Source organism: Pseudomonas sp. PDM21 (assembly GCF_014852505.2).
Classification (GTDB): domain Bacteria; phylum Pseudomonadota; class Gammaproteobacteria; order Pseudomonadales; family Pseudomonadaceae; genus Pseudomonas.
Window position 1 is genome coordinate 3,105,776 of sequence record NZ_CM181223.1, and the last position, 20,181, is coordinate 3,125,956.

Consider the following 20,181-nt stretch of genomic DNA (forward strand, 5'->3'; position numbering starts at 1 on the left):
GCTTACCTCTTCATCCAGGGGAAGGCGACCCGGCCGAGCCAGCGGAACGCCTGGTCGGTGAGCAGGCCGATGACGCCGATCAGCAGGATGCCGGCGAAGATCTTGTCGGTCTGCATATAGCGCTGGGCGCGCAGGATGGCGTAGCCCAGACCGGAGTTGGCGGCGACCAGCTCGGCCACCACCAGGTAAGTCCAGGCCCAGCCGCAGGTGATGCGCAGGGTGTCGAGCAGCGCAGGGCGCGCTGAGGGCAGCACCACCAGGCGGATGGTCTCGGCGCGGCTGGCGCCCATGGTCTGCGCCGCCTCGATCTGCGCCATGGGCACGCGGCGCACATCCTCGGCGACCATCAGCACCATCTGGAAGAAGGTGCCGATGAAGATGATCAGCACCTTGGAGCCTTCGTCGATGCCGACCCAGAGCATCACCAGCGGGATGAAGGCCACCGCCGGCATGTAGCGGATGAAGTCGGTGAGCGGTTCGAGGAAGGCCTGCACCGGGCGGTAGGTACCGATGTACAGGCCCAACGGCAGGGCGATCACCGCCGAGGCGAGGAAACCGGCCATGACCCGCCAGACGCTGATGGCGATATCGCCCAGCAGGCCTTCGTCGCTCCACCAGTGGCCAATGCGCTTGAGCACGGCGTCCGGGCCGGGGAAGAACATCGGGTTGGCCAATCCTGCGGCGCTGTAGGCCCACCAGAGCAGCAACGGCAGCAGCAGGCCGGCTGCTGCCAGGGTCCAGACGGCGCTGCGTGGCAGTTCGCCGCGGATCACCCACCAGCGCTGGCGGGCGGGCTGCGCGACGGGGCGGGGCAGGGGCTGGTGGGCGGTCATGGCGTCACCTCCTTATCGGGGTACAGGGGCCGTTCGCAGGCTTGCCAGCCACCGGCAGGCGGGGTGGCGCCCAGGCTGTTGAGCCAGTGGGTATCGCGCAGCAGTTCGGGGTGGTCGGGATCGGCGTCGCTGGGCAACAGCCGGGCGCCAATGCGCGCCGGCAGGGTGCTCAGTTCGATGCGCCAGGGGGCAACGCCGCCCTGATGGCGGCCAAAGCTCAGCTCGAAATCCAGCAGCTCGGTGTTGCCGCTGTCGAGCAGTGCGGCCAGCGATGGTGCGTGGGGCAGCGGCAGGCGCCGTCCGGCGGCGAACAGGAAGCAGTCGCCGGCCAGCAGCAGGCAGCCCTGACGGCCGTCCGCTCCGAGCAGCCAGGTGCCACGGTTGCGCCCGAGGGATTCGGGCAGGCGCTCCCAGACTTCGTGGTAGCTGCCGTCCAGGCCGTCCTCCAGCACCTTTTCGCTGTCCACGAAGTGCATGCGGCCGATGTCCTCGCCGCCATTGGGCGGCTGGAAGTCGATTGCGCGGTGCCATTGGCAGATATCGCCAGTGATCTCGGTGAGACCGGCGAAACCGGCCTGGTTCGCCAGTGCTTCGGGCGTTTCGGGGGCCGGCAGCGGAATGCGCAGGTCGGCGAACAGGCGCTCGGTCTGCAGCCAGTAGACGCGGGTGCTGGTGTCATGCGTCCCGCCGGTAGTGGTCAGCAGGGTGCGCTGCCAGACGCCGAGATAGGCAGGCGGTACTGCGGAAATGTTCAGGCCAGGCATGCGCTTTCCTCCCATTCGGCGAGCACGGAACGGCTGTCCAGTACGCGACCGAACAGCCCGCCTTCCACCTCGACCATGGCCAGGGCGGCGGCGTGCAGCTCGGCACTCGGCGAGCCGCAGGCATCGCTCACCAGCGTACAGGCGTAGCCCAGCTCCACTGCCGCGCGCTGGGTGGAAGAAACGCATACTTCGGTGGTCACGCCGCAGAGCACCAGGTGGCCGATGCCGCGCCGACGCAGCAGCAGGTCCAGGTCGGTGTAAGCGAAGGCGCTGTAGCCCGGTTTGTCGATCACCGGCTCGTCGGCCAGCGGGCACAGTTCGTCGATCAGGTCGTGGCCATACTCGCCGCGCACCAGCAATCGCCCCAGCGGGCCGCGTGCGCCGATGGGCGCGCCGGCCTGTTCGGCACGGCGACGCTTGCTCTCGTGCAGGTCGGTCAGGTCGGGGCGGTGCCCTTCGCGGGTATGTACTACCAGCAGGCCCAGGGCGCGGGCGCTGTCCAGCAGGCGCGAGATGGCCGGGATCGGCGCGCGCAGGCGGCCGATCTCCAGCCCGGCCTGGTCGGCGTAGCCGCCGGGGGCACAGAAGTCGCGCTGCATGTCGATGACGATCAGGGCGACGCTCACAGCCCGAACTCCTTGCGTACCGCAGCGGCGATGCCTTTTACGATGTCCTTGGCCATGCGCAGGCCCTTGTCGGCGCTGGAACCGCGCGCCGAGGACAGCACGCCCGAGGGCGGCACCCACTCGGTGCGGCTGGGGTACATGTCGTAGGGCGGGAAGTCGGCCGGGCCGTCGTCGGGGATCAAGTCCAGGCGCACCAGGCTGGGCAGGTAGTGCAGCATCAGCGAGGTCTCGATCACCGCCGCGTGCTCCAGGGCGAAGCCGGGGAAGCCGTCGGGGAATACGTCGTTCAGCGTGGCTTCGCTGCAGAAGTCCCAGTGCTCCAGGCGCATCACTTCCAGCGGGCTGGAAGGCCCCAGCTCACGCAGCGCGAGCTGGATGCCCTCGGTGACGAACCATTGGTTCTCGTAGTGCCCGTCCACCAGCACCAGGCGGGTGACGCCGTGGCGGGCGAACTCGCGCACGGCGTCGCGCACCAGGGCGATCAGGGTCTGCCCGTCGAGGCTGGTGGTGCCGCAGAAGTGCTGGCCGCCGCCGCACTTGGGCTGGGACTTGTAGCCGTAGGACAGGGCGGGCGCGACCAGACCGTCGACCTGGCGGGCGACGTCTTCGCACAGCGCACTGGCCAGCAGTGCATCGGTGCCCAGCGGCAGGTGCGGGCCGTGCTGCTCGGTGGCGCCACAGGGCAGGAAGACGACGGGGGATTGCTCGCGCACCCGGCGCGCGTATTCGACCCAGCTGAGCTGGTCCATGCGGACAGTCATGTTTCGGCCTCGCAGAGAGTGGGGGAAAGGTCAGGAGAAGGGCGCGCGGCGATCAGCGCCGCCGCCAGAACCAGAGAGCCGCCGAGCCACTCGCGCAGGCCCAGCTCGCGGTCGCCGAACCAGGCGGCGGTGAGTACGGCAACCAGCAGTTCGATCACCACCAGCACCGCAGCGCGGCTCGCCTCGACATGGCTGAAACCGTATTGCGCGGCACCCATGGCAGCCAGCCAGAACAGGCCGAAACCAGCCAGTTGCAGCCATTGGTGGGCGTCGACGGTGGGCAGCGGCGTGCCTTGCAGCAGACAGAACAACCCGCCCAGCGCGGCGCTGCCGATGAAGCCGACCACCGCCTTGCTGGCCAGCGGCACCTGCTCGGCGGCGCGGGTGGCCAGGTTGTTGAGGGCGAAGGCGAAGCCGGCGGACAGCGCCAGCCAGTCGCTGGCAGCCAGCGGGCGGAAGGTGTCACGGCTGACGCCCAGGGTCAGGGCAATGCCAAGCATCGCCAGCGCCAGAGCGCCGAGTCGCGAGGGCGTCAGGCGTTCGCCAAACAGCAGGCGGCCACCGAGCAGGCCCCAGACCGGCGCGAGATAGAACAGCAGCATGGCGCGCACCACGTCGCCCTCGGACAGCGCCGCCACCAGCCCGGCCGTGGCCCAGCCGCCAAACACGCCGATGGCGAGCAGGGCGACGCGTTGCGGCCACCACTGCTGGCGCTGGTTCAGTACCAGCGGCACGGCCAGCGCGCAGAGCAGCCCGTAGGTACAGAGCACCAGCGGCATGCCGGCCAGGCCCTGGCCGGCGAAGTGCGCCAGGGGCATCCAGCCCAGGCCCCAGATGGCGGCGCCCAGCAGCAGGACGATTTCCGCGCGCATCAGGCGCCCATCCAGGCGCCGCCATTGGCGCCGAGTATCTGTCCGTGGAAGAAGCTCGCGCCGGGCGAGACGAGGAACAGCACCGCCGTGGCGATCTCCTCCGGCTGGCCGAGGCGGCCGGCGGGGATGGCGGTTTCGCGGGCGATCATCGCCGCGCTCATGTGCTCGACCGAGACCATCGGTGTCTCCACCGGGCCCGGCGCCACGCCGTTGATGCGGATGTGTGGGGCGAACTCCCGCGCCAGCGCCTTGGTCAGCCCGATCACTCCGGCCTTGGCGGCGCAGTACGCGGCGTAGCGTTCGCGGCCGAGCTGGCCCAGCTCCGAGGCAATATTGACGATGCTGCCGCTGCCGCGCGCCTGCATGTGCGTCAGGGCATGGCGGCAGCAGCGGTAGACAGCGTGCAGGTCGACGCCGAGCAGGTTCGCCCAGTCGTCTTCGCTGGTATCGAGGAAGGGCTTTTCCAGGATGATCCCGGCGTTGTTCACCAGGATGTCCAACTCGCCTTCGGCGAGCACGCGGGCGAACATCTCGGCGACCTGTTCCGGCTCCGCGACGTCGGCCTGTACGGCATAGGCGCGCCCCCCGCTGGAGGCGATGCGCGCTACCAGCGCGGTGGCAGCTTCTGGCTGGTCGAGGTGGTTGATCCACACCTGCGCGCCGGCTCCCGCCAGCGCCAGGGCGATGGCCCGGCCGATGCCCTGGGTGGCGCCGGTGATCAGGGCGGTCTGTCCTGCGAGCGGTTTCATCAGTGCATCACCTCACCATGGCTGACCGACAGCGCCTGACCGGTAATGGCGCTGGCCAGTGTGCTGCCGAGGAACAGGAAAGTGCCGGCGAGATCGGCCGGCGTGAGCAGTTCCGGCACCGCCTGGGCGGTGAGGATCTGCGCCAGTTCGTCTTCCTCGCTGCGGCCGTTGGCTTGCGCCATCACCCGCAGCGAACGCATTGCAGCTTCGGTGGCGATCCAGCCGGGGCACACGGCGTTGACACGAATGCGCCTTGGCCCCAGTTCCCACGTCAGCGAGCGGGTCAGGCCGATCACCGCGTGCTTGCTGGCGACATAGGCGGAGAAGCCCGGCACGCCTTTCAGGCCCCAGATCGACGCCTGGTTGATGACGCTGCTGCCGGCGCGCAGTTGCGGCAGCAGGGCGCGGGTCAGGCGCAGCATCGAGGCGACGTTGTTGTCCAGCAATGCCTGCCAGCGCTGGTCGGTCTCGGCGTTGCCGCCTTCCAGCGGCGTGGCGTACTCGACGCCAGCGTTGTTGATCAGCACATCGAGCGCAGCGCCCTGGCGGCTGTCGGCGAAGGCGCCGATGGCTTCGCTGTCGCCCAGGTCGAGGCTGGCAGTGCGCAGGTCGCACAGTGCTGTGAGCTCGTCCGCCACGCCTTGTAGTGCCTCGGCGTTGCGGTCGAGCAGTTCCAGCGTCGCGCCCTGTTCGGCGAACGCCCGCGCCAGGCCCTTGCCGATGCCGCTGGCGGCACCGGTGATGAGGACGCGTTTGCCCCGGTAGTCGATCATGCTCAGACCGCCGTCAGGAAGGAGACGCCCACGGCGCCGTAGAAGCCGTCGGCACGGTCGTTGCCTGCGGGCGCGACCTCACCGTAGTTGTCGTCCACCACGCGGCGCAGGCGGTGCCGGTGGAAGCCCTTGAACAGCAGGTGCATCGGCAGCACCTGGGCGTAGCCGTCGCCGTACAGTTGGTGGTGCAGCTTGCGCAGGCGGTACCAGGGCGCCACGGGTTTCTCGTGGTGGGCGTTGTGGTAGGCGAAGTTGAGCAGCAGCAGGTCGAGCACCGGCCAGCGCACCGAGACCACGTTGGAGAAGGTGTTCATCTGCTCGTAGGTGCGGTCGCGGGCCTTGTCGTCGGGGATCTTGCCGCCGTCCTCCAGCACTGCGAAGGCGTCGTAGGTGTGCTGGTAGGCGTCAGTGAAGCGCAGCACGATGATCATCAGCGTCCAGGCGACGAAGTAGAGCAGCAGCGCCTTGAACGACACGGCGGCGACTACGCCGAACAACGCGCCGCGCACCAGCAGGGTCAGCGCCACACGGCGGCGGTTGGCGCGGTGGCGCGGGTTATCGGTGATGAAGGGCAGGAGGATCACGTAGTAATGCATGATCAGCTCCACCGCCGGTACGTAGGCCCACTCGGCGGCCAGCACCAAGGCGCGTACCCAGCGAGGGCTGCGCGCGAGGAGGGCCTTGGTGTCGAAGGTGATCACGTCGGCGCGGTCGACGTGGTGGCGCATGTGCTTGCGGCGCAGGTCCTGGAAACCGGCGTAGCAGCTGCCGCACAACCAGCTGCAGGCCTCGCCGGCCCAGGTGTTGTGCGCGGGCTTGGCGAAGATGGTGCCGTGGGCGAACTCGTGGATCAGGTAGGCCGCGACGATCATCGCGTGGCCCAGCAGCAGGGTGCCGGCGGCATTGAGCAGCCAGCTCTCGGCGAACAGCAGGGCGAAGCCGGCGGCGTAGCCACCGAAGGCATAGGCCAGGGCCAGGCTGTTGGGCAGCCGGCCATCGGCGTAGCGGTACAGGGACGCGGGCATGAAGAACCTCCGTAGGCGTTCCCGCCCTCCCGGCGGGAACGGTGGGTGGGCGCCTTACTGGGCGAGGGCCTGGACGAACTGCGCGTCGAAGGTCTGGGCGAAGTCGGGGATTGCCGGAATCTGGCTGTTGTCCTTGAGCAACTGGGCGATCACCGCGCCGCTGCCGAAGAACGAGCTGGTAGCGTCTGACTTTTCGAAGTTCCTGTTCATCTCCGCCAGCGGGATGTTGTAGACCCCGGCCATCTGCTCCTTGGCCTCGGCGGCGCTGACGCCCAGCACCTTGCCGATGATCTCGGCGGACTCGTCCGGGTGCGCCTTCATGTAGGCCAGGCCGTCGGCGTAGCCCTGGATCATCGCGGTGATCGCCTTCTGGCGTTTGCCGATGACCTCCTGGTTGAACACCAGCACGTCGGTGATCAGCCCCGGGGCGTCCTTCGACGAATACACGACGTGGAACTTGTCGCCGGGCATGCCGAGGATCTGCGAGACGTTGGGTTCGTAGGTCACGCCTACCGGCAGGCTGCCGGATGCCATGGCGCCGGGGATGCCCTCGGGCGTCATGTTCACCGGGTTGATGTCCTTGTCGCTCAGGCCGTGGCTCTTGAGCGCATAGGCGAGCAGGAAATCGGACGGCGAGAGCGGGTTGAAGCCGATCTTCTTGCCCTTGAAATCGGCGACCGACTTGATCGACTTGTCGGCGACGATGGCGTCGCCGCCGTTGGAGAAATCAATGGGCATCACCACGCGGTACGGCTGGCCCTTGGCGACACCGCCGACCACCTGGTCGTAGGTGAGCATGCCACCGTCGAGGGCGCCGCCGGTCATGGCCGTGGGGATCAGCGCCGGGTCGTTGAAGAACTGCAGCTCCACCTTCAGCCCGTGGGGCTTGTAGAGGTCGAGCTTGTCGGCGACGTAGAAGGGCGCGTAGCCGGCCCAGACGACGGTGCCGATCTTGAGCTTCTCGGCGGCCTGGAGCGTCAGCGGCACGACCCCGGCGGCAGCAAGCAGACAGGCACCGAGCAGGGTCTTGCGCAGGGAACGCAGGGAAAGCGGCATGGTCATGGCATTGCTCCTAACGGTTGGAAATCGGCACGGGATGACATCACGTCTCCCGGGCTTTTCTCCCGCCGTGTAGCCCTGTCCCTAGGGCCGGAAAACTCTCGGACCAGACGCCCTTCTCGCGAAAGACCGGAACCCTAGTTCGCCTGTGGTGCAACTCCAGTGTGTGCCTTGCAGCGTTCGCCCACCCGGTGGCTACCTTGCCGTGGGTGATGCATCCCGTTGCAGGGGACAGAGCAATTGAAATGCCAGCTTTTCTGAAACCCCAAAAACCGCCGGGGATTTCAATCGCTTAGCGGAAATCCCCGGTGCAGGGCGGATGCCAGCCGGGCCATGGCCGGCACCAAGTCGATGCGCCTTGCCTTCTATTGAGGCATCAGGCGGCGCGCAGGGCCGTGCGGCGCAGCGAGGCGGCCGCCGTGGCCACGAACAGCCCGGCGGCGAGCGCCAGTGCCACCGGCACGCCTTGCGGGCCGAGGTCCATCAGGCTGCCGCTGAGCAGCGGCCCGAGCAGGCTTCCGACGCCCCAGAGCATGCCGGCGGCGGCGTTGGCGGTGACCAGGTCGCGGCCACGGAAGCGCTGGCCGATCAGCACCAGCGCCAGGGTGTAGACGCCACCGGCCACCGCGCCCAGCAGCATCAGCGCCGGCCACAGCAGCGACGGCTGGCTGATCAGCCAGGGCAGGGCGAGGCCGATCAGCATCGCCGCGACACCGCAGGCGAGGTGCAGGGTGGGCCGGTCGAGGCGATCGGACAGCCAGCCCAGAGGCAGCTGGCAGATCATGTCGCCGAGCAGGATCACCGTCGCCATGAACGCAGCGATGCCCACCGCGTAGCCGTGGCTGGAGGCGTAAACGGGGAAAAGCGAGAGCACCACGCTGTCGAAGAAGGAGAAGAACAGCACGCCCATGCACAGCGCTGGCGCCACCCGCAGGAAACCGGCCAGGGAGAAGCTGCGCGGCTCCTCGACGTGTTCGTGAATGCCTTCCTCGGGCATGGCAAAGGCCACGGTGGCCAGGGCGATCAGGTGCCCTGCGCTGACCAGCAGCACCACCCAGGGCGTCTGCGCGCCGAGCAGCGCCACCAGTGTCGGGCCGAGCAACTGGAAGGCGGTGAAGCTGGTGGCATAGAGGGCCACGATGGTGCCGCGGTTCTTCTCGCCGCACAGTTCGTTGACCCAGGCTTCGCCGAGGATGATCGCGATGCCCATGCCGACGCCCAGCGCCAGGCGTGCCGCCGCCAGCAGCCAGAGGGAGTGGCTGCTGAATTCGATGGCTGCGGTGCTCACGGTACACAGCACGAAGCACAGCAGGTACAGGCGGCGCCGGCTCATCAGCTGGCAGGCGCGGTCCACCAGCGTGGCGGCGAGGATCATGCCGGCCGCCGGCACCGCCGAGAGGACGCCGATCTGCAGCGCGCTGGCGCCGTTGTCCAGCAGGCGCAGCGCTACCAGCGGCAGAGTCGCGCCCAGGCTCAGGCCGACGATGGAGACGGCGAACAGCAGCACCGCGAGAAGCGGTTTGTTGAGGGGGCTTGGGGTATTCATGGAGACCTTCTCTTGCCCCGGCGCTCAGGCCGTAGGGCGAACACATGCGAACGAGCCCGCCGGCGCTTACCGGAGGGCGGAATCGGAATGCGGAAATGCCGGCGCGAGCGCGCGGCGTCCGGCTCAGCAGCCGGCGGGAGGGGAGAAGGTGAAGGCGAACAGCACGCTGCGGCGACGGCGCAGCACCGTATCAATCTTGCGTACGCGCGGAGGCTCTCGCAGCAGGGCGAGGCTTGCGTCGGCGAAGCGGTAGAACGGGGTCATGGTGCAGGTATTACAGGGATGTCGGAAACCGCGCACTCTAGTGAGTGCGCGGCAGGGCGTCAATCTCGGCCAGCCGCGCGGTATCGCGGCAAGCGTCGGCACCGTAAGCCCTGCTTACGGATCGCCGGCATGACCGGCGCCAATCGAGCGCGCCGCAACTACCGGCCGAATGCCGGTTCCCCGGCCGGCACTTCCTGCGGGCGGCTCAGCACGTCCCGTCCCGGCAGGAACCGCCCGAACCCACGCTCCTTGCCCAGAGCCTCCGGGAAGCCGCTTTCGCGCCGATAAGCCACGCGCCCGTTGATCAGCGTGGCCTCCACCGCATCATCGTTGCGCTTCACCAGCCGCGTCAGGCCGATGATCTCCATGGGCGCTTCGCAGACCTCATCCAGCTCATCGGTCAGGCCGGCCGGGTTGACCACCACCAGATCGGCGCGGTCGCCGACGCGGATGTAGCCGGCGTCGATCCCGGCGAAGTCCGCCAGCTCACCGGTCAGGCGGTGGATGGCGCGGCCGGTGTCCATGAAGCTCTGCCCGGCCAGTTCGGCATCGCGCACGTACTTGAGCATGCGCAGCGGGAAGTTGTACTGCGCGTGGGAAGCCAGGTGCGCGCCGGAGTCGGCGAAGCCTGGCTGGGTCCAGGGGCTGGCCAGCAGCTTGCCCATGATTTCCGGGCGGTGGTTGCCGTAGCAGGTGGTCCACTTGAGCTCGTTGCGGTACTGGCCGGCCAGCTCGAAGAAGGCGTCCACCGGGTCCAGACCGCGCTCGCGGCCGATGTCCTCGAAGTTGCGCCCGACCATTGAGGCATCCGGACATTCGCGCACCCAGCAGTCGGACAGGTTGCGGTGCCACAGGCCGAGGCTGAGGGTGGCCTTGATGTCCTTCTTGAAGCGCTCGCGGAACGCCGGGTCCTGGATGCGCGTGTAGAGCTCTTCCGGGTCCTTGATGTCACGCAGCACCTCGCCGGCGCCGAACTCCTCGAAGCCGTTCATGTTCAGCCCCTCGATGCGCACCACGAAGGGCGCGGGCAGGGTCTGCCAGCGGTAGCGGCCGCGCAGCAGGCAGTTGGCGACCCAGCCGGAGGCGCGGGTGATGCGGTGCATGAAGGGCTGGGACTTGAGGTCCAGCGCGGTGAGCATCGAGCACTTGAGCGGGCGGCGGAACCAGCCGTGGGCCTGGTAGAGGAAAGCGAACACGTTGATCTTGGTGACCGCGTTGGGTGCGCCCTGCATCAGCGCGTTGCGCCGGCGTAACACCGCGAACAGACGGGAGAACTCCCTCCAGCTGGCAAAGGTGGAGGGTAGCGGGCTGGACCAGGCGCGGTCGCCGTCCATCTTGTCCAGCCGCGTGGTCATCACCGAGAGACCGAAGCAGCCGGCGTCCAGCGCCTGTTCCAGCAGTTCCTCCATGCGCGAAAGCTCCGCTTCGGTAGGCTTGGCGCCGCTGATGGCGCGCTCCAGGCCCATCACCGTGACGCGCAGCTCCGAGTGGCCGAGGAAGGAGCAGAGGTTGGGTCCCAGAGGCTGCTGGTCGTAGAAGGCGCGGTAGCCCCTGGCGTCTTTCCAGGTGCGCTTGTCACGCAGGATCGGCAGCACCTGCTCGCGTGGTACGGCTTCGACGCGGGTGAACAGGTCCGAACAGTCCTCGGCCTCGCCCAGCACCATGCTGATGGAGCAGGAACCGACCGACACGGTGGTCACGCCGTGACGCACCGACTCCTTCAGTGCAGGAGCGGCAATGGCTTCGGCATCGTAGTGCGAGTGGATTTCCAGGAAGCCGGGGGCGACCCACTTGCCGGCCGCATCGATGACCTGCTCGCAACCGTTTTCCTCCAGCGGGCTGACGCTCAGGGTGTCGATACGGCCGTCCTTGATGCCGACGTGGCGCAGGCTGCCGGGGGCATCGCTGCCGTCGAAGTACAGGCCGTTCTTGATGATGATGTCGTAGCTCACAGGAGGCTCCAGGGCGACAGCAGCAGGACGCCGCTGACCAGCAGCAGGCAGTGGATGGCGAGGCGGAAGTGGTGTTCCTCGAAGCGGTGGTGCAGGCGTTCGCCCAGCCATACGCCGAGCAGTAGCAGGGGCGCGTAGGCGAGAACCTGGGGCAGCGCCGGGCGCAGGCGGCCGTCGAGGAGGAAGGCAAGGGTCAGCAGGCCGTTGAGAGTGAACCAGACGCAGACCAGGGTGGCGCGCAGGCGGGTCTTGTCCAGCGGGCGGGTCGAGAGCGCGTAGACCAGCAGCGGCCCGCCGGAAGCGAACAGGCCATGGCAGACCCCGGCGGCGCCGGTGGCCAGGCGCACCACCCAGTTCGGCGTGCGTCCGCGCTCCGGGGCACTGGCGCGCAGCCGCCACAACTCACGGCCGGCGAACCAGAGGATCAGGACGCCAAGCCCGCGCTTGAGCGGTTGCGGGTCCAGGTGCGGCAGCAGCAGGTAGCCGATCAGCATGCCGATGAGCATCCCCGGCAGCACGGTGCGCAACAGCAGGCGGGTGTCGATCAGTCGGCGGTGGCGCCAGCACAGGTAGCCGGTCATGCCGATGTTCAGCGGCACCAGTATCGGCAGCAGCGTCTCGATGGGCATCAGCAGCGCGCCGAGGGACAGGGCAATCACCACGCTGCCGAAGCCGGTGATGGCTTCCAGGGTGTAGGCCAGCAGGATGAAACCGCCGAGGGCGAGGGCGGGCGCATTCATGACGCCGTCACCGCGGCGGCGCGGGGTTCGCGGCGCGCCCAGAGTTGCGCCAGCACCAGCCCGGAGAACAGCTGCCAGCAACCCCAGAACGCCGCGATCAGCAGCATGCCGCCGGCCTGCGGGAAGAAGGTGAGGATCAGCGCCATGCCCAGCGCCGAGTTGTGAATCCCGCTTTCCAGGGTCACCGCACGCACGTCGGCGTCCGGCAGCTTCCACAGTCGCGCGCAGGTGTAGCCCAGCAGCAGCGCCGTGCCGTTGAGCAGCAGGACCAGCCAGAAGAACAGGTGGAAGTAGCCCATGAACTGCTGGAAGTTCTTGGCGAAAGCCATGCCGACGAAGCCGAGCATCACCAGCAGCGACAACTGCCGCAGCGGCTTTTCCAGGCGCTGTGCGAGCTGCGGTTTGTGCCGGCCCAGGGCCATGCCCAGCAGCATCGGCAGGATCAGCACCAGCACTACGACGCCCACCAGTTCCAGCGGGTCGATGTGGATCTGCGTGAGGCGGTCGCGGGTCGCTGGGTTCAGCCCCGCGTAGAGGGCGAAGTTCAGCGGCGTGAAGATGCCCGCGCTCAGCCCCGATACGGCAGTGACGCTGGCCGACACCGCGACGTTGCCGCGGGCCATCCAGGTCATGATGTTGGAGAAGGTGCCGCTGGGGCAGGTGGCGACCAGGATCATCCCCAGCGCCAGTTCCGGGTCGATCGGCAGGGCGATGGTCAGCAGGCAGGTGGCGGCGGGCAGCAGCAGGAACTGCACGAGCATGCCGATCACCGGCGCCTTGGGCTGGCGCAGGATGCGGGCGAAGTCGTCGCGGCGCAGTTCCAGAGAAACGCCGAACATCATCAGCGCGATGATGGCATTCAGCGCGATCATCGAACCGCCGGAGAATTCGAGATGGACTTCAGGCATTGCCGTTCTCCCGCAGCAGGAGGGCAGAGAACGGCGAACGGGCAGTAGCCGGCGGCACGGGCGCGGCTCCGGTTTCAATCAGCATGCAAGGCGACTCTTGTTTGTATTTATCGTTGTAATTGGCAAGCATAGGGCAGCGTTACCGCCCGGTAACGGCTCAATCGGGACCTTCGCCGGTTAATTCGGGACCATGTCGCACACCATTACCGTCCATTACGCCCAGGGCATCCTGCAGGCCGCCCAGCGCCTGGGGCTGCCGGTGCCTGCCGATCTGCAGGCCGCCAGCCTCGAACCGCGCATCCCGTTGCAGCGCCAGGACGCCTTCTGGGAAGCCCTCTGCGCCGCCTCTGGCGACCCGCTGCTGGGCTTGCACCTGGGCAGCGCCCTGCAGGTCGGGCACCTGGACATGGTCGGCGCGCTGCTGATGAGCTGCGAGCATTACGGCGAGGCACTGGATGCCTTGCTCGAGTACTACCCGATCATTGCCGAGGGCAGCGAGTTCCAGAGTGAGCAGGAGGCTACGCAGGTGCGGCTGGTCTATCGCCCCAGCTACAGCGTACGCCGCGAGGAGCGGGTGGAGGCCGCATTGGCCAGCCTGGTCCACTTGACCCGCTGGATCACTGGCGACCGCGTCAGGCCGCAGCGCCTGACTTTGAGCCATGCCGCGCGGGGCGAGCCTTCACGTTACGTCGAGTTGCTGGAGTGCCCGGTGGACTTTTCCTGCACCGAGAACGCGCTGAGCTTCGCCGTGGCCGATCTCGACGTGCCGCTGATCCAGGCCAATGCCCTGATGCGCGAGCACCTGCGTGCGCTGGCCGATGCACAGCTGGAACGCCTGGGCGCGCAGAGCCTCGCCGCGCGCGTGCAGCAACTGCTGCGGCAGAACCCGCGCTGGGGCAAGGAGAAGGTGGCCGACCAACTGGAACTCAGCGGCCGTCATCTCAATCGCAAGCTGGCCGACGAGGGCACCAGCTTCAAGCTGCTGCGCGAGCAGGTGTTGCACGCCATGGCCGAGCAGCTGTTGCGCGAATCATCGAGGTTGGGCGATGTGGCCGAGCGCCTGGGCTTCTCAGACGAGAGCGCATTCGCCAAGGCCTTCCGTCGCTGGAGCGGGATGACGCCGGGGCAGTTCCGCCAGGGCAACTGAAGCGCTTACTGGCGGTTATGGTTCACCGCTGCCAGCGCCTGGGCGGCGGGCAGGTCCAGGCGCTGGGGAACGCTGCGCTGGTGCTCGATGACGCCAGTGCCCGGCAGCTTCGACACGAAGAACTGATCGACGCCGAAGAACAGCAGGATCAGGGCGATGGCGCCGATCCAGCAGAGCACGTCGTAGTCCAGCGGCCAGCCACGGTGCTGGCGCTGCGAGCGGAGGGGAGGCTGGTTGTTCTTCATGGCGGTCACCGCGTTCGGATTGAGGGTCGGCGAACCCAGGGTCCGGCCTGGATTCGCTGACCATTGTCCGAACGGCGGTGATGCCGGTGATTCAGGGAGCTCTGTAGTACGAGTAGGAATTACCTCTACTTTCCTACGCGCAGGTCAGACGCCCGGCAGCGCCTTGTCCTTCGGCCACAGCAGCCACAGCTGGCCGTCCTGTTTCATGTGCCCGGCCAGCTCGCCGGCCGCGTCGCCAGTGCCCCAGAACAGGTCCGCGCGCACTTCGCCGACGATGGCGCCACCGGTGTCCTGGGCAGCTACCGGGCGCACGACTGGCGCGCCGTCCGGGCGAGTGGTGGAAAGCCACATCAGGCTGCCCAGCCGGATCACCTTGCGGTCGATGGCCACGCTGTAGCCGGGCGTCAGCGGAACGTTCAGCGAGCCGCGCGGGCCTTCGTTACTGTCCGGGCGCTGGCTGAAGAACACGTAGCTGGGATTGCTCGCCAGCAGCTCGTCGACACGCTGCGGGTGCGCGCGCGCCCAGTCGCGGATGCGCGCCATGCTGACCTCTTCCTTGCTCAGCTCCCCCTGTTCCACCAGCCAGCGGCCCACCGGCTTGTACGGCCGGCCATTCTGCTCGGCGTAACCCAGGCGCAGCTGGCGGCCGGAGGCGAGCTCCACGCGGCCAGAGCCCTGGATCTGCAGGAACTGCAGGTCCATCGGGTCGGGTAGCCAGGCGAGCACGGGAGCATTGACGCCATCGCGGCGGATGCCGGCGGCGTCGGCGTAGGGCACCAGGGTGTTGCCTTCGAGTTTGCCGCGCAGGCGCTTGCCCTTGAGTTCCGGGTAGACGCTGTCCAGCGCCACGGTGATCAGGTCCTTCGGTACGCCGTAGACCGGTACGGTGTGCTTGGCGTCGCGCTGCTGGCTGCCGCGGTAGACGGGCTCGTAGTAGCCGGTGATCAGGCCATTCTTGCTGCCTTCACCGGAACGAAGCTGGTAGGGCTGCAGGTGCGTCTGCATGAACTGGCGGATCGCCGGGGCGGAGGCCGGTACGCTGGCGGCGTCGGCGCAGGTCGCGGCCCAGATGTCATCCTTCTTCAGGCGCACCGCGCAGGCCGAGCGCCAAGCGCTGAAACCTTGCAGCACGTCGGTGTCGGCGGTCAGCGGCAGGTCCGACCACTCGGCCTTGGAATAGGTGGGCGCCTGGGCTTCTTCGGGCTTTTCGCCGAACAGGCCGCAGCCGGAGACCAGGGTGGCAAAACACAGGGTGGCGAGGAGAGGGCGGGTCCAGTGGCGGGAAGAATCGGTCACGGGCGAGTCCTGGCAGGCAAACGAAAGCCCGCTAGCTTGGGCAGACGCGGGGCGTGCGTCAAACGCATCGGTCGGATTTACATGCCTTGCAACGAATCCTCAGGCGGACCGGTAGAATGTCGGCATGAATCGACTGACGGGTGGTTAGAGCGTGGAGGCAAGGCAGGGTTTCGTCCTGACCCGACATTGGCGGGATACACCCGAAGGCACCGAGGTGGGTTTCTGGCTGGCCACCGATGACGGGCCCCGGCATGTGCTGCTGCCGCCGCAGACATCGGTAGCCTTCGTGCCGGCCGAACAGCGCGCCCGAGCCGAGAAGCTGCTGGCCGGCGAGCGCGGCGCCGAACTGCGCCCGTTGGGCTTGCGCGACTTCCAGCAACGCCCGGTGCTGGGCCTCTACTGCCAGCAGCATCGCCAGCTGATGAACCTGGAAAAGCGCCTGCGCGAGGCTGGCGTCGAGGTATTCGAGGCGGACATCCGCCCACCCGAGCGCTACCTGATGGAGCGCTTCATCACCGCCCCGGTCACCTTCAGCGGCGAGCCGGGCGAGGGCGGCAGCACCGTCGCCGCGCAACTGCGACCGGCGCCGGAGTACCGACCGAAGCTGAAACTGGCCTCGCTGGACATTGAAACCAACATCCGTGGCGACCTCTATTCCATCGCCTTGGAAGGCTGTGGTCAGCGCCAGGTGTACATGCTTGGCCCCGCCAATGGTGTCGATGGCGGGCGCGATTTCGAGCTGGAGTACTGCGACAGCCGCGCGCAGTTGCTGGAGCGCCTGAACCAGTGGCTGGCGGAGCACGACCCCGATGCAATCATCGGCTGGAACCTGGTGCAGTTCGACCTGCGCGTGCTGCAGGAACACGCCAAGCGCCTGGAGATTCCCCTGCGCCTGGGGCGCGGTGGCGACGAGATGGGCTGGCGGCAGCACGCCTCTAGCAACCACTACTTCGCCGCGGCGGCGGGGCGGCTGATCATCGACGGCATCGAGGCGCTGCGCTCAGCGTTCTGGAGCTTCCCGTCGTTCAGCCTGGAGAGCGTCTCGCAGCAGTTGCTGGGCGAGGGCAAGTCCATCGACAACCCCTACGACCGCATGGCCGAGATCGACCGCCGCTTCGCCGAGGACAAGCCGGCCCTGGCGAAATACAACCTCAAGGACTGCGAACTGGTCACGCGCATCTTCGATAAGACCCGCATCCTCGACTTCCTGCTCGAACGCGCCAGCGTCACCGGGCTGCCGGCGGACCGCAGCGGCGGCTCGGTGGCGGCCTTCACTCACCTGTACCTGCCGCCGATGCACCGACTGGGCTACGTGGCGCCGAACCTCGGTGGCAAGGCACCGGAAGCCAGCCCCGGCGGCTTCGTCATGGATTCGCGCCCGGGGCTCTACGAGTCGGTGCTGGTGCTGGACTACAAGAGCCTGTACCCGTCGATCATCCGTACCTTCCTGATCGACCCTGTGGGGTTGGTGGAGGGCCTGAGCGACCCTTCGGACGAGGCGTCGATTCCCGGCTTCCGTGGCGGGCGTTTCTCGCGCACGCAGCACTGCCTGCCGGCCATTGTCGAGCGCGTCTGGCAGGGTCGCGACGCCGCCAAGCGCGACGGCAATGCGCCGCTGTCCCAGGCATTGAAAATCATCATGAACGCCTTCTACGGCGTGCTTGGCTCCAGCGGCTGCCGTTTCTTCGACCCGCGCCTGGCCTCGTCCATCACCCTGCGCGGCCACGAGATCATGCGGCGCACCCGCGAGCTGATCGAAGGGCAGGGGCACCGGGTGATCTATGGCGACACCGACTCCACCTTCGTCTGGCTGGGTCGCGCCCACGACGAGGAAGCCGCCGCCGAGATCGGCCACGCGCTGGTGAGCCACGTCAACCAGTGGTGGGGCGAACACCTGCGCGAAGAGTACGGGCTGGAGAGCGCACTGGAAATCCAGTTCGAACGGCACTTCCGGCGCTTCCTGATGCCGACCATCCGTGGCGCCGAAGAGGGTAGCAAGAAGCGCTACGCGGGCCTGGTGCGACGTGATGACGGCAGCGACGAGATGGTCTTCAAGGGCCTGGAAACCGTGCGTACCGATTGGTCACCACTGGCCCAGCAGTTCCAGCAGGAGCTGTACCTGCGTATCTTCCAGCGCCAGCCATACCGGGACTACGTCCGCGACTACGTGAACCGCACACTGGCCGGCGAACAGGACGATCTGTTGATCTTCCGCAAGCGCCTGCGCCGCCAGCTCGGCGATTACGAACGCAACGTGCCGCCCCACGTGCGCGCCGCGCGCATCGCCGACGACTACAACGAGCGCCAGGGCCGCCCGCGCCAGTACCAGCGCGGTGGCTGGATCAGCTACGTGATCACGGTCAACGGTCCGGAACCGCTGGAAACGCTCGCCTCGCCGATCGATTACGACCACTACGTCAGCCGGCAGCTGCAGCCCATCGCCGACGCCATCCTGCCCTTCGTGGACGATGACTTCAGTGCACTGGTCGACCGGCAGATGGGGTTGTTCTGAGGCCTGGCGCGCCGAAATGAAAAAGGCCGGCAATGGCCGGCCCTTTTTCATGGCATGGGGCGCATCAGTCGCCGCGGTATTCGCAACCGCTGGTGCAGGTCTCGTGCACGCGTACCTTGGACAGCTCCGGCAGCAGCGGCTTGAGCTGTTGCCAGATCCAGCGGCAGAGGTTCTCGCTGGTGGGGTTTTCCAGGCCGGGGATGTCGTTCAGGTAGTTGTGGTCGAGTTGGTCGTAAATCGGCTTGAAGATCTGCTTGATTTCGGCGAAATCGCGAATCCAGCCGGTATGCGGATCGACCTCGCCCTCGATGTAGATGGCGGCCCGGAAGGAGTGGCCATGCAGACGTCCGCACTGGTGCCCGGCGGGAACATGGGGCAGGCGGTGGGCGGACTCGAAGGTGAATTCCTTGAACAATTCCAAAGTAGCGTGCTCTGTGACGATCGCCGGCCCTGGAACGGGCCGGCCGGAAAATGGGCGCACAGTCTATCACCATCGTACCCACTGGACCGGCCGATCCGGCCAGCGGCTCACTTGATCGCCAGGCGTTTCGCCAGGCGATTGAGGTTGGCGCGGTCCAGCCCCATCTCGCGGGCCACGGCTGCCCAGTTGCCTTCGTGGCGCTCCAGGCTCTGGCTGATCATCCGGCGCTGGAGGGCGTCCACTGCCGGGCGAAGCTCGCCCGCCAGCTCCTCGCCGATGGCATTGTCGCCTTTGCTCGCGCCGGCATCGGGCGCGCCTTTGTGCAGGGCGTTCAGAGTGAGGTCGTCGACACCCAGGCTGAGGATGCGCGAGCGCTGCGAGTGGTTCGCCAGGGCCTTGAGCGAGGCGCGGCCGATCAGGTGCTCCAGCTCGCGCACGTTGCCCGGCCAGGCGTAATCGACCAGCGCGGCCTGGGCTTCGCGGGTCAGGCGCAGGCTGCGCAGGCCCAGGCGCGGGCGGTTCTGTTCGAGGAAGTAGCCGGCCAGCAGCAACACGTCGTTGCCGCGCTCGCGCAGGGGCGGAACGCGTAGCGGATAGACGCTCAGACGGTGGTAGAGGTCGGCGCGGAAACGGCCGGCGCGGACCTCCTCGGCGAGGTCACGGTTGGTGGCGGCGATCAGGCGCACGTCTACATGATGCTCGCGGTCCGAGCCCAGGCGCTGCAACTGGCCGCTCTGCAACACGCGCAGCAGCTTGGCCTGGATCGTCAGCGGCAGCTCGCCTACTTCGTCGAGGAACAGGGTGCCGCCGTCGGCCAGTTCGAATTTGCCGCGACGCTCGCCCACTGCGCCGGAAAAGGCGCCCCGGACGTGGCCGAAGAGTTCGCTTTCCACCAGGGTTTCCGGCAGCGCCGCGCAGTTCAGGCTGATCAGCGGCTGGGTGCGGCGCAGCGAATTGGCATGGATCGATTGCGCGACCAGTTCCTTGCCGACGCCGGTTTCGCCGGTGATCAGCACGCTCAGGTCGCTGCCGGCCACCACCTGGATTTCATTCATCAGCGCCTGGTGCGACTTGCTCTGGCCGATCAGCTCCCTGGGCTGGTCGCCGGAGGCGCGCTGGTAGGCGTCGGCGCGCTGCTGCTCGTGCTCGGCGCGCTGGGCCAGGTCGGTCATGCGCTGGTTGGCCTTCACCGTGGCGGAGGCGAGGCTGGCGAAGGCTTCCAGGTTGTCCAGGTCGCCAGTGGAGAAGCGCTCGGGGTCCAGCGCGTCCAGGGTCAGCAGGCCCCAGGGCTGCTCGTCCACCAGCAGCGGACAGCCGAGACAGTCGTGGACTTCCAGGTGTCCGTGCAGGCCCTCCACCAGCCCGTCGTAGGGGTCCGGCAGGCCGCAGTCGGCGGCGAAATGGGTCGGGCCGGGGTGCTCGATGAGGGCGCGCAGGCGCGGATGCTCGCTGATCTTGAAGCGGCGACCAAGGGTGTCCTGGCTAAGGCCATCGACCGCCAGCGGTACCAGTTGATCGCCTTCCAGGCGCAGCAGGGCGGTGGCATCGCACGGCAGCAGACCGCGCAGGGCTTCCAGCAGGCGGCGATAGCGTTCGCTTTCCGGCAGCTCGCGGGACAGGTCGGCTACCAGCGGAAGGAGGGTGGCCAGAAGAGGGTTGCGAGTCATATTGACCTCTTTGGAGTCGTT

The 20,181-nt window shown here is 67.7% G+C and carries 20 protein-coding genes and 1 riboswitch; of the genes, 2 read left to right on the forward strand and 18 right to left on the reverse strand.

The annotated features are described in order from the left end of the window. Positions 1-2: 2 nt before the first annotated feature. The 14 genes from IB275_RS14345 to IB275_RS14410 form a co-directional block, all read right to left on the reverse strand. Positions 3-833, reverse strand: a complete 831-nt coding sequence (locus tag IB275_RS14345) for an ABC transporter permease (protein ID WP_192296327.1) — start codon at positions 831-833, stop codon at positions 3-5. Next, on the reverse strand, positions 830-1,597 hold the full coding sequence (locus IB275_RS14350; RefSeq protein ID WP_192296328.1) for a hypothetical protein: 768 nt from the start codon (positions 1,595-1,597) through the stop codon (positions 830-832). The genes IB275_RS14345 and IB275_RS14350 overlap by 4 nt, the downstream gene beginning before the upstream one ends. Beyond that, positions 1,585-2,196: a cysteine hydrolase family protein gene (locus IB275_RS14355; RefSeq protein WP_192296349.1), complete on the reverse strand. Its 612-nt coding sequence runs from the start codon at positions 2,194-2,196 to the stop codon at positions 1,585-1,587. Before IB275_RS14355 ends, IB275_RS14350 begins: the two co-directional genes overlap by 13 nt. A gap of 23 nt (positions 2,197-2,219) precedes the next feature. Further along, positions 2,220-2,984, reverse strand: a complete 765-nt coding sequence (locus IB275_RS14360; RefSeq protein ID WP_192296329.1) for a creatininase — start codon at positions 2,982-2,984, stop codon at positions 2,220-2,222. Then, positions 2,981-3,856, reverse strand: coding sequence for a DMT family transporter (locus IB275_RS14365; protein ID WP_192296330.1), 876 nt, complete (start codon positions 3,854-3,856; stop codon positions 2,981-2,983). The genes IB275_RS14360 and IB275_RS14365 overlap by 4 nt, the downstream gene beginning before the upstream one ends. Further along, the gene (locus tag IB275_RS14370; RefSeq protein ID WP_192296331.1) at positions 3,856-4,605 is read right to left on the reverse strand and encodes an SDR family NAD(P)-dependent oxidoreductase; all 750 of its coding nucleotides are present in this window, start codon (positions 4,603-4,605) and stop codon (positions 3,856-3,858) included. The genes IB275_RS14365 and IB275_RS14370 overlap by 1 nt, the downstream gene beginning before the upstream one ends. After that, a complete protein-coding gene (locus tag IB275_RS14375) occupies positions 4,605-5,378 on the reverse strand; it encodes an SDR family NAD(P)-dependent oxidoreductase (protein WP_192296332.1) in 774 nt (257 codons plus the stop codon). Before IB275_RS14375 ends, IB275_RS14370 begins: the two co-directional genes overlap by 1 nt. A 2-nt stretch (positions 5,379-5,380) precedes the next feature. Beyond that, positions 5,381-6,403 carry a fatty acid desaturase family protein gene (locus IB275_RS14380; protein WP_192296333.1) on the reverse strand — a complete coding sequence of 341 codons (1,023 nt, stop codon included), beginning with the start codon at positions 6,401-6,403 and terminating at the stop codon, positions 5,381-5,383. 54 nt (positions 6,404-6,457) lie between these two features. Continuing rightward, on the reverse strand, positions 6,458-7,465 hold the full coding sequence (locus tag IB275_RS14385) for an ABC transporter substrate-binding protein (protein ID WP_225607901.1): 1,008 nt from the start codon (positions 7,463-7,465) through the stop codon (positions 6,458-6,460). Between the two features lie 44 nt (positions 7,466-7,509). Continuing rightward, positions 7,510-7,614, reverse strand: a riboswitch (guanidine-I (ykkC/yxkD leader). 224 nt (positions 7,615-7,838) lie between these two features. Further along, the gene (locus IB275_RS14390) at positions 7,839-9,008 is read right to left on the reverse strand and encodes an MFS transporter (protein WP_138214309.1); all 1,170 of its coding nucleotides are present in this window, start codon (positions 9,006-9,008) and stop codon (positions 7,839-7,841) included. A gap of 123 nt (positions 9,009-9,131) precedes the next feature. Next, a complete protein-coding gene (locus IB275_RS14395) occupies positions 9,132-9,272 on the reverse strand; it encodes a hypothetical protein (protein WP_192296334.1) in 141 nt (46 codons plus the stop codon). A gap of 158 nt (positions 9,273-9,430) precedes the next feature. Continuing rightward, positions 9,431-11,224 (reverse strand): N-acyl-D-amino-acid deacylase family protein, encoded by a 1,794-nt coding sequence (locus tag IB275_RS14400; RefSeq protein ID WP_192296335.1) that lies wholly within the window; start codon positions 11,222-11,224, stop codon positions 9,431-9,433. After that, entirely contained in the window at positions 11,221-11,964 is a 744-nt protein-coding gene (locus tag IB275_RS14405; RefSeq protein ID WP_081520512.1) for a sulfite exporter TauE/SafE family protein, read from the reverse strand. Before IB275_RS14405 ends, IB275_RS14400 begins: the two co-directional genes overlap by 4 nt. Then, the gene (locus tag IB275_RS14410; protein ID WP_081520511.1) at positions 11,961-12,872 is read right to left on the reverse strand and encodes a bile acid:sodium symporter family protein; all 912 of its coding nucleotides are present in this window, start codon (positions 12,870-12,872) and stop codon (positions 11,961-11,963) included. The genes IB275_RS14405 and IB275_RS14410 overlap by 4 nt, the downstream gene beginning before the upstream one ends. A 190-nt stretch (positions 12,873-13,062) precedes the next feature. Between IB275_RS14410 and qhpR the strand changes: the two genes are divergently transcribed. Beyond that, positions 13,063-14,019, forward strand: a complete 957-nt coding sequence (gene qhpR / locus IB275_RS14415; protein WP_192296336.1) for an AraC-like transcriptional regulator QhpR — start codon at positions 13,063-13,065, stop codon at positions 14,017-14,019. A gap of 5 nt (positions 14,020-14,024) precedes the next feature. Here the strand turns inward: qhpR and IB275_RS14420 are convergent, their stop codons facing one another. Beyond that, on the reverse strand, positions 14,025-14,264 hold the full coding sequence (locus IB275_RS14420; RefSeq protein WP_192296337.1) for a hypothetical protein: 240 nt from the start codon (positions 14,262-14,264) through the stop codon (positions 14,025-14,027). A gap of 144 nt (positions 14,265-14,408) precedes the next feature. After that, positions 14,409-15,560: a murein transglycosylase A gene (gene mltA / locus IB275_RS14425; RefSeq protein ID WP_192296338.1), complete on the reverse strand. Its 1,152-nt coding sequence runs from the start codon at positions 15,558-15,560 to the stop codon at positions 14,409-14,411. 151 nt (positions 15,561-15,711) lie between these two features. On the opposite strand from mltA, the gene IB275_RS14430 reads away from it, so the two are divergent. Next, complete coding sequence (locus IB275_RS14430; RefSeq protein ID WP_192296339.1) at positions 15,712-18,072, forward strand: DNA polymerase II; 2,361 nt, start codon at positions 15,712-15,714, stop codon at positions 18,070-18,072. A 64-nt stretch (positions 18,073-18,136) separates the two neighbouring features. Here IB275_RS14430 and queD read toward each other — a convergent pair whose 3' ends face one another. Beyond that, on the reverse strand, positions 18,137-18,493 hold the full coding sequence (gene queD / locus IB275_RS14435) for a 6-carboxytetrahydropterin synthase QueD (protein ID WP_017516521.1): 357 nt from the start codon (positions 18,491-18,493) through the stop codon (positions 18,137-18,139). Between the two features lie 107 nt (positions 18,494-18,600). After that, positions 18,601-20,160, reverse strand: coding sequence for a nitric oxide reductase transcriptional regulator NorR (norR, locus tag IB275_RS14440; RefSeq protein WP_192296340.1), 1,560 nt, complete (start codon positions 20,158-20,160; stop codon positions 18,601-18,603). Positions 20,161-20,181: the final 21 nt, after the last annotated feature.

Bases quoted from the DNA above. Each gene is read 5' to 3' on its own strand.
- IB275_RS14345 (WP_192296327.1), bottom strand. From the start codon at position 833: ATGACCGCCCACCAGCCCCTGCCCCGCCCCGTCGCGCAGCCCGCCCGC.
- IB275_RS14350 (WP_192296328.1), bottom strand. From the start codon at position 1,597: ATGCCTGGCCTGAACATTTCCGCAGTACCGCCTGCCTATCTCGGCGTC.
- IB275_RS14355 (WP_192296349.1), bottom strand. From the start codon at position 2,196: ATGCAGCGCGACTTCTGTGCCCCCGGCGGCTACGCCGACCAGGCCGGG.
- IB275_RS14360 (WP_192296329.1), bottom strand. From the start codon at position 2,984: ATGACTGTCCGCATGGACCAGCTCAGCTGGGTCGAATACGCGCGCCGG.
- IB275_RS14365 (WP_192296330.1), bottom strand. From the start codon at position 3,856: ATGCGCGCGGAAATCGTCCTGCTGCTGGGCGCCGCCATCTGGGGCCTG.
- IB275_RS14370 (WP_192296331.1), bottom strand. From the start codon at position 4,605: ATGAAACCGCTCGCAGGACAGACCGCCCTGATCACCGGCGCCACCCAG.
- IB275_RS14375 (WP_192296332.1), bottom strand. From the start codon at position 5,378: ATGATCGACTACCGGGGCAAACGCGTCCTCATCACCGGTGCCGCCAGC.
- IB275_RS14380 (WP_192296333.1), bottom strand. From the start codon at position 6,403: ATGCCCGCGTCCCTGTACCGCTACGCCGATGGCCGGCTGCCCAACAGC.
- IB275_RS14385 (WP_225607901.1), bottom strand. From the start codon at position 7,465: ATGACCATGCCGCTTTCCCTGCGTTCCCTGCGCAAGACCCTGCTCGGT.
- IB275_RS14390 (WP_138214309.1), bottom strand. From the start codon at position 9,008: ATGAATACCCCAAGCCCCCTCAACAAACCGCTTCTCGCGGTGCTGCTG.
- IB275_RS14395 (WP_192296334.1), bottom strand. From the start codon at position 9,272: ATGACCCCGTTCTACCGCTTCGCCGACGCAAGCCTCGCCCTGCTGCGA.
- IB275_RS14405 (WP_081520512.1), bottom strand. From the start codon at position 11,964: ATGAATGCGCCCGCCCTCGCCCTCGGCGGTTTCATCCTGCTGGCCTAC.
- IB275_RS14410 (WP_081520511.1), bottom strand. From the start codon at position 12,872: ATGCCTGAAGTCCATCTCGAATTCTCCGGCGGTTCGATGATCGCGCTG.
- qhpR (WP_192296336.1), top strand. From the start codon at position 13,063: ATGTCGCACACCATTACCGTCCATTACGCCCAGGGCATCCTGCAGGCC.
- IB275_RS14420 (WP_192296337.1), bottom strand. From the start codon at position 14,264: ATGAAGAACAACCAGCCTCCCCTCCGCTCGCAGCGCCAGCACCGTGGC.
- norR (WP_192296340.1), bottom strand. From the start codon at position 20,160: ATGACTCGCAACCCTCTTCTGGCCACCCTCCTTCCGCTGGTAGCCGAC.